This is a genomic window from Acinetobacter albensis (assembly GCF_900095025.1).
GTDB classification, from domain to species: Bacteria; Pseudomonadota; Gammaproteobacteria; order Pseudomonadales; family Moraxellaceae; genus Acinetobacter; species Acinetobacter albensis.
Window position 1 is genome coordinate 1 of record NZ_FMBK01000023.1, and the last position, 10,721, is coordinate 10,721.

The 10,721-nt window shown below is 38.2% G+C and carries 10 protein-coding genes; 6 read left to right on the top strand and 4 right to left on the bottom strand.

Features of this window, described 5'->3' with window-relative positions; genetic code table 11:
• Together GA0116959_RS14010 and GA0116959_RS14015 are read right to left on the bottom strand one after the other, a co-directional pair.
• A partial coding sequence (locus GA0116959_RS14010; protein ID WP_171256925.1) for an acyl-CoA dehydrogenase family protein occupies nucleotides 1-443 on the bottom strand: 443 nt, incomplete at its 3' end.
• 24 nt (nucleotides 444-467) lie between these two features.
• On the bottom strand, nucleotides 468-1,622 hold the full coding sequence (locus GA0116959_RS14015; RefSeq protein WP_092721193.1) for an acyl-CoA dehydrogenase family protein: 1,155 nt from the start codon (nucleotides 1,620-1,622) through the stop codon (nucleotides 468-470).
• A 207-nt stretch (nucleotides 1,623-1,829) separates the two neighbouring features.
• On the opposite strand from GA0116959_RS14015, the gene GA0116959_RS14020 reads away from it, so the two are divergent.
• The 4 genes from GA0116959_RS14020 (at nucleotide 1,830) to GA0116959_RS14035 (ending at nucleotide 6,454) form a co-directional block, all read left to right on the top strand.
• Nucleotides 1,830-2,603: an enoyl-CoA hydratase gene (locus tag GA0116959_RS14020; protein WP_092721194.1), complete on the top strand. Its 774-nt coding sequence runs from the start codon at nucleotides 1,830-1,832 to the stop codon at nucleotides 2,601-2,603.
• A gap of 21 nt (nucleotides 2,604-2,624) precedes the next feature.
• Nucleotides 2,625-4,142, top strand: coding sequence for a 3-hydroxyacyl-CoA dehydrogenase (locus GA0116959_RS14025; protein ID WP_092721195.1), 1,518 nt, complete (start codon nucleotides 2,625-2,627; stop codon nucleotides 4,140-4,142).
• A gap of 48 nt (nucleotides 4,143-4,190) precedes the next feature.
• Nucleotides 4,191-5,396, top strand: a complete 1,206-nt coding sequence (locus tag GA0116959_RS14030; RefSeq protein ID WP_092721196.1) for a 3-oxoadipyl-CoA thiolase — start codon at nucleotides 4,191-4,193, stop codon at nucleotides 5,394-5,396.
• A 218-nt stretch (nucleotides 5,397-5,614) separates the two neighbouring features.
• Nucleotides 5,615-6,454, top strand: a complete 840-nt coding sequence (locus tag GA0116959_RS14035) for an IclR family transcriptional regulator (RefSeq protein ID WP_092721197.1) — start codon at nucleotides 5,615-5,617, stop codon at nucleotides 6,452-6,454.
• A gap of 87 nt (nucleotides 6,455-6,541) precedes the next feature.
• Here GA0116959_RS14035 and GA0116959_RS14040 read toward each other — a convergent pair whose 3' ends face one another.
• Nucleotides 6,542-8,344, bottom strand: coding sequence for an acyl-CoA dehydrogenase C-terminal domain-containing protein (locus GA0116959_RS14040; protein ID WP_092721198.1), 1,803 nt, complete (start codon nucleotides 8,342-8,344; stop codon nucleotides 6,542-6,544).
• A 467-nt stretch (nucleotides 8,345-8,811) separates the two neighbouring features.
• Here GA0116959_RS14040 and GA0116959_RS14045 point away from each other — a divergent pair, with 467 nt between their 5' ends.
• On the top strand, nucleotides 8,812-9,249 hold the full coding sequence (locus GA0116959_RS14045) for a PaaI family thioesterase (RefSeq protein ID WP_092721199.1): 438 nt from the start codon (nucleotides 8,812-8,814) through the stop codon (nucleotides 9,247-9,249).
• Nucleotides 9,250-9,323: 74 nt separating this feature from the next.
• Here GA0116959_RS14045 and GA0116959_RS14050 read toward each other — a convergent pair whose 3' ends face one another.
• Complete coding sequence (locus tag GA0116959_RS14050; protein ID WP_092721200.1) at nucleotides 9,324-10,169, bottom strand: IclR family transcriptional regulator; 846 nt, start codon at nucleotides 10,167-10,169, stop codon at nucleotides 9,324-9,326.
• Nucleotides 10,170-10,608: 439 nt separating this feature from the next.
• On the opposite strand from GA0116959_RS14050, the gene GA0116959_RS14055 reads away from it, so the two are divergent.
• Nucleotides 10,609-10,721, top strand: a 113-nt coding sequence (locus GA0116959_RS14055; RefSeq protein ID WP_141684235.1) for an FAD-dependent oxidoreductase, incomplete at its 3' end; no start/stop codon positions are given.

Consider the following 10,721-nt stretch of genomic DNA (forward strand, 5'->3'; position numbering starts at 1 on the left):
GGGTCCGAACCATGATCGGGTTCCGTTAGGCCGAAACAACCAATGTATTCGCCTGTGGCAAGCTTTGGTAAATATTTTTGTTTTTGTTGTTCAGACCCGAATTCATTGATCGGCACCATCACCAATGAGCTTTGTACACTGGCCATAGAGCGGTAACCTGAGTCGACGCGTTCAATTTCACGGGCCACTAGACCATAGCTGACATAATTTAAGCCTGAACCCCCATATGTTTCTGGAATGGTCGGACCCAAAAGACCCAATTCACCCATTTCACGGAAGATCTTGGGATCGGTTTGTTCATTACGGAATTGTTCTAAAACACGTGGCATGAGTTTGTCTTGGCAATAGGCGTATGCCGTATCGCGAATCATGCGTTCATCTTCTGTTAATTGTTGTTCAATTAAAAATGGGTCTTGCCAGTTAAATTTTGCATTTGAAATCATTGTGATATGTCCTTATTGTCGCTATTAGGTAGTCGCTTGTTTAATCATTTCACGGGCAATAATAATTTGCTGAATTTGTGTCGTTCCTTCATATAAGCGGAATAAACGCACATCACGATAAAAACGCTCAATAGAATATTCGCTAATATAGCCTGCACCACCATGAATTTGTAAGCAACGATCTGCAACACGACCACACATTTCTGTCGCAAACATTTTGGCGCAAGAAGCTTCAGTGGTGACATTTTTGCCTGCATCACGCAGTCTTGCAGCATCCATGACCATACATTTTGCGGCATAAATTTCTGCTTTTGAATCAGCTAACATACCTTGTATGAGCTGAAAATTAGCAATCGCTTGACCAAATTGTTTACGCTCTACAGCATAATTCAATGCATCATCCAACATACGTTCTGCCATGCCCACACTGTAGCCTGCAATATGTAAACGACCTTTGTCCAAAACGCGCATCGCTGTTTTAAAACCAATGCCTTCTTGCCCACCAATCAGTTGATCTTGATGTACGCGGCAATTGTCAAAAATGACATCACAGGTATAAGAACCATGTTGTCCCATTTTCTTATCAATTTTACCTAAAGATAAACCTACTGTACCCGCTTCAACTAAAAATGCAGAGATTCCTCCTGCGCCTTTAATCTCAGGATTGGTACGTGCCATAACCGTAAAAGTTGTGGCACGTGGTGCATTGGTAATAAAGCGTTTTGTACCGTTTAAAATATAATGATCGCCCTCTTTGGTTGCTGTCGTTTTTAATGCAGCAGCGTCAGACCCTGAATCTGGTTCAGTTAAGCAAAATGAGCCAATATATTCACCACTGGCATAACGAGGTAAATATTTTTGTTTTTGTTCTTCAGTTCCGTCAATCAAAATACCACTTGAACCAATCCCATTATTGGTTCCAATCAAAGAGCGAAAAGCCGCAGAGGTTTTACCCAATTCTAAGGCCACTAGAATTTCTTCTTCCATGGTAATGCCCAAACCACCGTATTCTTCAGGAATGGTCAAACCAAATAAACCCAGTTCTTTCATTTGATTAACAATATGTTCAGGAATAGCATTACTTTCCTCAACCTCATGCTCTAAAGGCACAAGTTCATTTTTTACAAAATCTCGAATAGTTTCTAATAATTGTTCAAGCATTTCTGGATCACGGATCATGTCTTACTCCATTTGTTCACTTTTAAGGTAAATTCCTTTACCTGTTTTTTAATTTCACAATACGAAATAAATAACCATAATAAACCATAAAATGCAATACAAAAGATAAAATAATTATTTTTTATACAAAAAATATTGAGTTTTAGCTTAAATAGGATTAATTTGGATAAAAATAAAATTTCGCATTACGAAATTACAGGAGTGATAATGAAAAAACCAGTAACAATGGAATGTATCGATCAACATATTGCGATCGTTAAAATTGACCGTCCTGAAGCGAAAAATGCCTTAAACACCGAAGTTCGTAAGCAACTTGCACAGATTTTCTCTGAACTGGCTTTAAATGATGACATTCGTGTAGTAATTCTCACGGGTGGAGAGTCGGTATTTGCAGCAGGTGCAGATTTAAAAGAATTGGCCGCGGCACAGACCACAGACATGTATTTGCGTCATACAGAACGTTATTGGCAAGCGATTGCCCATTACCCAAAACCTGTTATTGCTGCGGTAAATGGCTATGCCTTAGGCGGTGGTTGTGAGTTAGCCATGCATGCCGATATCATTATTGCGGGTGAATCTGCGCAGTTTGGACAGCCAGAAGTTAAAGTCGGAATTATGCCGGGTGCTGGCGGTACACAACGATTATTCCGTGCAGTTGGGAAATTTCATGCCATGCGCATGATTCTGACGGGTTGTTTAGTTTCTGCACAAGAAGCCTATCAAATGGGCTTGGTTACACAAGTCGTACCCGATAGCGAAACCATTGATACAGCCCTTAAAATGGCCAAAACCATTGCACGACTTCCACCGATTGCGCTTGAGCACATCAAAGAAGTCGCTTTAATGTCAGAAGATGTTCCATTAAATGCAGGTTTAAGTTTGGAACGAAAATCTTTCCAATTGTTATTCGACACCGAAGATCAAAAAGAAGGTATGCAGGCTTTTATTGAAAAGCGTCATCCAAAATATCAAGGCAAATAAATTATTCAGGGAAAAATTGTCATGACCATTCAAATTGCGACTATTGGCATTATCGGTTCGGGCATTATGGGTACAGGAATTACTCAAATTGCGCTTCAATCAGGTCATCAAGTGTATTTGTATGATGCCAAAGCAGGTGCAGCACAAATAGCATCTGAAAAATTACAGCTTACCTTACAAAAATTGGTCGAAAAAAATAAAATAACGACAGAATCTGCACAGCAAGCTTTAGCAAATCTAGTGGTTGCACAAAATTTAGATGACCTTAAAAACTGCGATTTAATTATTGAAGCGATTGTTGAAAATTTAACGGTGAAACAAGAATTAATCAAAGAGCTAGAAACATTTATTTCAGAAACAACCATTATTGCCTCCAATACATCATCGCTGTCGATCACCGCAATTGCCTCACAAAGTCAACATCCTGAACGAATTGCAGGTTATCACTTCTTTAATCCAGTGCCATTAATGAAAGTGGTCGAAGTGATTCCAGGTATTCGCACTCACCCCAACATTGTCCGTATTTTGGTCGATCTGTCTTATAAAATGGGACATCGACCTGTAGTGGCCAAAGATACTCCAGGGTTTATTATCAATCATGCTGGGCGCGCTTATGGCACAGAATCTTTAAAAATTTTAAATGAAAATGTCGCCAATATTGACGAGATTGATCGTATTTTAAAACACACACTTGGTTTTAAAATGGGGCCTTTCGAACTGTTGGATTTAACTGGGCTGGATGTGTCACATCCCGTAATGGAATCGGTTTATGAACAATATTATCAAGAACCACGCTACCGCCCTAATGTACTCACCAAACAAATGCTGGTGGCTAAACAACTAGGTCGTAAAACCGATCAAGGTTTTTACTCTTATACAGCAGGACAAAAACGAGATGAACAGTTAGCGGTAAAAGTTGATAAATTATCACAGTACCCTGCGGTTTGGATTGCAACAGATTTTACAGCTGACCGAGAATTATTGACCCATTATCTTACTACCCATCAAATTGAAATCGATATTCAAGCATCCCCTGCCAAAGATAGTCTAATCCTAGTCGCAAGCTATGGCGAAGATACCAGTTCAAGCACACAACGCTTAAACCTTGATGCGACTCGCACCGTTTCAATCGACTTGATCAATGGTTTAAATACCCATCGTACCTTAATGCCTAGCCTGATTACCCAAGACAAATTTAGTCAAGCTGCGCATTCCATCTTTAATTTAGATGACGGTGAGGTAACCCAAATTCAGGAAAGTATCGGTTTCGTCGCACAGCGAGTCATTGCCATGGTGGTCAATTTGGCTTGCGATATTGCCCAACAAGGTGTTGCTACAGTAGACGATATTAATGCTGCGGTTCACTTAGGCTTAGGCTATCCGCATGGCCCGATCAGCTGGGGAGATGTGCTAGGTCCTGCTAAAGTTCTGCTGATTTTAGAACGTATGACGCAAATTACCTCAGATCCACGCTACCGTCCAAGTCCATGGTTACAACGTCGGGTTAAATTAAATCAACCTCTAACATTCACCGCTTAAAATTTTTACCAAACTACTTTTATATCCAAATACTTCAAGGAAAGAAAAATGTTAAACGCTTATATTTATGATGGATTACGTACTCCTTTTGGTCGTCATGCAGGTAGCTTAGCCCCAATTCGCCCAGATGATTTGGCTGCTTTGGTGATTCGTCAACTGGTAGAAAAAACTGGCATTCCGGGCAAAGATGTAGAAGATGTCATTTTGGGTAATACCAATCAGGCAGGCGAAGATAGCCGCAATGTTGCACGTCATGCTGCTCTTCTAGCGGGATTACCCGTCACTGTTCCGGGGCAAACCGTTAATCGTTTATGTGCTTCAGGCTTAGCTGCCATTATTGATTCTGCGCGTGCCATTAGCTGTGATGAAGGTGATCTCTATATTGCGGGTGGTGTCGAGTCAATGACACGTGCGCCTTTCGTCATGGCAAAAGCTGAGTCTGCCTATAGCCGCGAGGCAAAAATTTATGACACCACAATCGGCGCTCGCTTTCCAAATCCACAGATTGTGAAGCAATATGGTGGTCATAGCATGCCTGAAACGGGTGACAATGTCGCATTAGAATTTGGTATTAGTCGCGAACAGGCAGATACATTTGCAGCAGCATCACAGGCAAAATATGAAGCAGCCAAACAAGCAGGATTCTTTGAAGATGAAATTGCCACAGTCGAGGTTTCTCAAGGTCGTAAACTTCCTGCAAAATCTGTGACTGAAGATGAGCATCCGCGTCCTAGTTCTAATTTTGAAACCTTGCAAAAACTGAAACCTCTTTTTGAAGGTGGTGTGGTGACGGCAGGAAATGCATCAGGTATTAATGATGGTGCAGCAGCATTACTCATTGGCAGTGAAGCAGTTCAGGTAAAATATGGTCTAAAACCTATGGCAAAGATTTTATCCGCAGCAGCAGCAGGTATTGAGCCACGAATTATGGGTGCAGGCCCCATCGAAGCCATAAAAAAAGCCATTGCCCGTGCAGGTTTAACACTTGATGATATGGATGTTATTGAAATTAATGAAGCCTTTGCATCACAAGTCTTGTCTTGTCTCAAAGGTTTAGATGTCGCTTTTGATGATACACGTGTAAATCCAAATGGTGGGGCGATCGCAGTTGGTCATCCACTTGGGGCGTCAGGTGCGCGTTTAGCATTAACCACTGCGCGTCAGCTACAACGTACAGGAAAAAAATACGCAGTAATTAGTTTATGTATTGGCGTAGGACAAGGTTTGGCTATGGTGATTGAAAACGTAAATTAATCCTTAGCTTCTAAAATATTCAATCCATTGATTCAACTCATTTATAAGCGGTGAATTTCATTGAGCCGCTTATTGTATATTCTTAAATTAATATTTAAAGATACGATCATAAATGCATGATTATTTATCTAAATACATTTAGAAACTCAGACATTTATTTTGTATCGTGAAATTTAATTGTTATTATATTTTATAATTATCTATTTGATTGCACTATCATGACATTAAAAAATAAATCAGATGAAAGTTCAAATTTCGATGAAATACGCTTAGACCCAATTTCGCATATTCATCGTGAAAATAACCCCCAATTCATTGCGTCTATTGCACGGGGCTTAGAAATTCTACGTTGTTTTTCTTCGACCAATCAACTCTTGGGAAATCAGGAAATTGCACATTTAACCAATCTTCCTAAACCCACTGTAGCACGTATTACCAGCACATTGGTGTCACTAGGTTATTTAAAGCAATTACCCAATACCACCAAATATTTGCTCGATGTTGGTGTATTGGCCTTAGGTTATTCAGCATTATGTAATATTTCAGCACGCACGCAAGCACAACCATTTATGGAGGAAATGTCGACTTACGCACAAGCTCCCGTTGCCATGGCTACACGTGACCGTTTAAACATGATTTATTTGAATGTGATTCACACTGATTCAACCATGACCATGCGTCGCCCAATTGGTTCAACATTGCCTATTCACAGTAGCTCACTGGGTCGTGCATGTTTAGCAGCCATGGATGAAAAAGAACGACATTATTTATTTGATGCGATTAAAAAAAGAAATGAAGAAAACTGGCCAAACATTAAACGGAATTTAGAACGTTCAGTCCGCGATTATCAAGATTATGGTTACTGCCTTTCAATTGGTGATTGGACGAAAGATGTAAATTCAGTGGCTGTGCCTCTCATTCATCCACAACACGGTATTTTGGTCTTTAACTGTGGTGCACCGAGCTATTTGCTCGATCAGGAAAAACTTGAAAATGAAATTGGGCCTCGTCTCATTCATATGGTGAATAATATCTCCATTACTTTGAACAATAATTAAGCTCAATTTTTTATTCATTAGCGGTAGTTAAACACAGATGAAAAAAGCGCCAAAATGGCGCTTTTTTCATCTAAATTATCTAGCAGATTAATTAGATGAGAATACGTTATTATCAAAATTAATCAGTACCTCACTATCTTCTAAAATATTGGCAGCATGCGTTTTGGTTCGATGCAGCAATTTACTATAATAAAACTGTGCAGTAATCCATTTGGATTGATAAAACTGATCGATTGAACCTCTTTCAATTTGACTTTGTGCAATCTGTGCTGCTTGTGCCCAGACATATGCCAATGTGACATAACCTGAAAAATACAAATAATCTACCGATGCTGCACCGATTTCATTCGAATTTATTTTTGCTTTTTTGGCAATAAAATCTGTGAGCATTTTCCATTCGTTTAATAATTCAGATAATCTATTTAACAAGGGTTGAATACTGACTTGATTTTGATGTTGTAGAATAAATGTTTCAATCAGATCGATAAAATGATTTAAAAGTGTTCCTTCTGATTTTAAAATTTTACGTCCCAATAGATCAATTGCTTGAATTTCAGTCGTGCCTTCATATAAACAGGCAATCCGCACATCTCTTGCCAATTGCTCCATGCCGTGTTCAGAAATATAGCCATGACCACCCAACACTTGCATGCCATGTTTCGCACATTCTGCGCCCATTTCAGTCATGAATGCCTTGGCAATCGGGGTAATTAGAGCCAAATAATCTTCGATTTTTTTCTTTTCAGCTGCGTCTTGTGTTACTGAAGAAATATCAACCCACTGTGCAATGGTATATGTGAGAATTCGTCCGCCTTCAGCAAATGCTTTTTGGGTCAGTAACATACTGCGAACTGCGGGATGAACAATAATTGGATCTGCCGCTTTTTCAGGATGTTCTGCACCACTCAGTGCACGTAAAGCCAAGCGATCTTTGGCATAAGCCAATGCACCTTGATAACTGGCTTCAGCAATTGCTAGACCTTGAGTCGCAGTACTTAAACGCGCGCCATTCATAAAGGTAAACATACACAGTAAACCTTTATGCTCTGGGCCAATTAAATAACCACGTGCGGCATCAAAATTGAGAACACAAGTTGCATTGCCGTGTATTCCCATTTTGTGTTCAAGCGAACTACAAACGACAGGGTTACGATCAGCTAGATTACCTTCAGAATCAACGTTAAATTTTGGCACAATGAAGAGCGAAATACCGCGTGTTCCTGCAGGTGCATTTGGTAAACGTGCTAATACAATATGCACAATATTTTCTGCTAAATCATGATCACCTGCGGAAATAAAGATTTTTTCACCACTGATCGCAAAGCTTCCATCTTCATTTGGTGTGGCTTTAGTCCGTACTTGACCCAAATCTGAACCCGCTTGTGCTTCAGTTAAGCACATTGTGCCCGTCCACTGCCCACTGATTAATTTTGGCAGATACATTTGTTTTTGCTGGAGTGTGCCATGTTGATTAATCGTTCTCATTGCACCGTGAGATAAACTTGGATACATCCCCCATGCCCAATTACAAGCCGTGGTTATTTCCTGAATTGCGGTACGTAGCACGTTTGGTAAACCCTGACCACCAAATTCTTCTGGTGCAGTTAAAGACGGAAAACCCAGTGCAACATATTGTTCATAAGCCGCTTTAAAGCCGTCTGGCGTGGTCACCTTGCCGTCATTTAATGTACATCCTTGACGGTCACCCACTGCATTCAAAGGTAAAATTTCATTTTGACAAAAATCTGCAGCAACATCTAAATAGGAATTAAATAATTCAGTGGACACTTTGTCTTGATAATATTCTAAGCCTGCATAGCATTGTTCAATATTCAGCACTTCATTTAAGACGAAATTCATATCTCGACGTGGTGCAATATAATCTGGCATGACTCAATTCTTCCTTGTGATAGACACTACAAACATTGCATTATTTAAAAAATTTGCTGTCCAAGTTTTATTGTGATGTCTGAAACAGACCTTTCATATCCATAAAAATATAAAAGCTTAATCAAATAATTAATTTCGCATAACGAAATAATATTCCATAAAAATAATATTATCTACAAAAAGAATGTGAAATCCTTTCCTCCGATGAATAAACAATCAAGAAAAATTTAAAATATATTAAATATTCGATGTTTAGAAATTTTTACTTTATTTTTGATATTTAAATGGATAAATACTTCCAGTTCTAAAATAACGTTGAGTTCCATTTAAAACTTATTTTTAAGAAAAATCATTGGTAAAATTAAAAAAAATTATAAAAATTCTGCAATACAAAATTTTATTTTATTAAAATGCAAATTATGTTATTTTTCATATAAAGGATAAATGAGCAAATAAGGAATCTAATCATGTTATTAACAGATCAATATTCAGGCATAGATGCACTCAATGCTCTAAAAAATGGTGAAATTCCGCATGCACCTATGGCGAAAACCATTCCTATGAAACTGGTCGAAGTAAAAAAAGGATTTATCGTCTATGAGGTCACCCCCGGCGAAGAACACATTAATTTACAAGGTGGAGTTCATGGCGGATTTTGCGCTACCGTTTTAGACAGTGTTACTGGTGGTGTTGCACATTCATTAATGGACAAAGGTCATCGTTTTGCAACTGTGGATTTGAATATTAAAATGATTCGTCCGATGCAGGTAGGAAAAACCTATCGTGGAATTGGCAATCTCATTAATGCAGGACGAACGATTGTCATTACAGAAGGTAAAATTATTGATGAAAATAATAAAATTTATGCCAGTGGCGCTGCGACATTAATAATTATTCGAAAATAAGAAAATACCGTATTCAACTTCCAGATGGATGTTGGATGCTCTCAACCCTCCATTTTAAATTTCCACACTGGTTATTATTCAACGTCTTTAGCAATATTATTCACCATATGCAATAAACGTGGTGCAATTTCATTTTCTAATTTTTCACGGTTTAAAATAAAACTTGGGCCACCACAATTAAATACCAACAATCCATGCTGCTCATGATAAAAAGGTACAGCCACGGAATTGACGTCTTTATGCCAATCCCCGACTGAAAAACAATAACCAAAATCTTGATAATCTTTAAAAGATTGATCCAAGGCTTGCTTGATGGTTATCCATTGATCCTTATGTTTGGCACGAATGGCATTGAGTAAAAATTCACGCTCATCTTCAGGGATTGTAGCTAAACATGCACGTCCGATTGAGCTTAAATGGATCGGCAAATAAGTTCCGACCTGACGTTGCATCGTCATACTCCCCTTACCTTGAACGACATCAAGATAAATCATATTTAATCGATCACGCGTGGCCATTGCAACAGAAGCTTGTGCATAGTCTGCCAATTCTTTCATGTACGGTAATACAATGGATCGAATCGAAATATTCGACAATAAAGAATACCCAAATGACAGCACACCTATAGAAAGCTGAAATTTGGTTGAATGAGGAACTTGTTTCAGATAACCCAAGCGCGATAGCGTATGGGTTAAACGAGTAATAGTGGGTTTCGGCAACCCTGTCATTAGAGAAAGTTCTTGGTTACCTAAGTGTTGGTTTTTAGGTGTAAAACAACGTAATAATTCCAGACCACGAGCCAAAGCCGTAATATATTGGCGATCATTTTCATCTTGCATATCCTCAATCGGATCTAAAAGTTCATGCCTTAATGGTGCTATTTGCTTTTCAATCTGTTCAGAATCTGTTATTTCATTCATTTATATGGCCTAAATTCTTTTATTTTGTTTCGCATTGCGAAAATTATATTATAAATGTTTGATCAAACAAAAATATACTCTTAATCGCGATCCACTTAATTAAAAAAAAATTTTATAACAATCAATCACTTAAATATATAATTTGTTTATTTTTCTTGGCAATCATATTTACTCATATTGTATAGCCGAGATTTTGATAATAGCTCTAACATAGATTAAATAAAATAATATTTATCAAATACTTATTTTTACTCTATTTTATTGAAAATATAATTTCTCTTAAACCTGAATTAGAACAATATTTAAGCAAGGATAGATCTTTTAAAAGGATTTAGATTCATGCATAAAAATGGTATTTGAACAGTTTAAGCCTCCATTTGACTTTTAAAGACGGTATTTCTTTGATAAAATACCGCTAAGCGAAATAGAGTTTTATATTATGGAAAATATAACAAGAGAATCCATGGAGTTTGACGTTGTAATCGTAGGTGCCGGCCCTGCGGGTCTATCTGCTGCAATCAAAATCCGTCAGCTTGCCATTGAAAACAACCT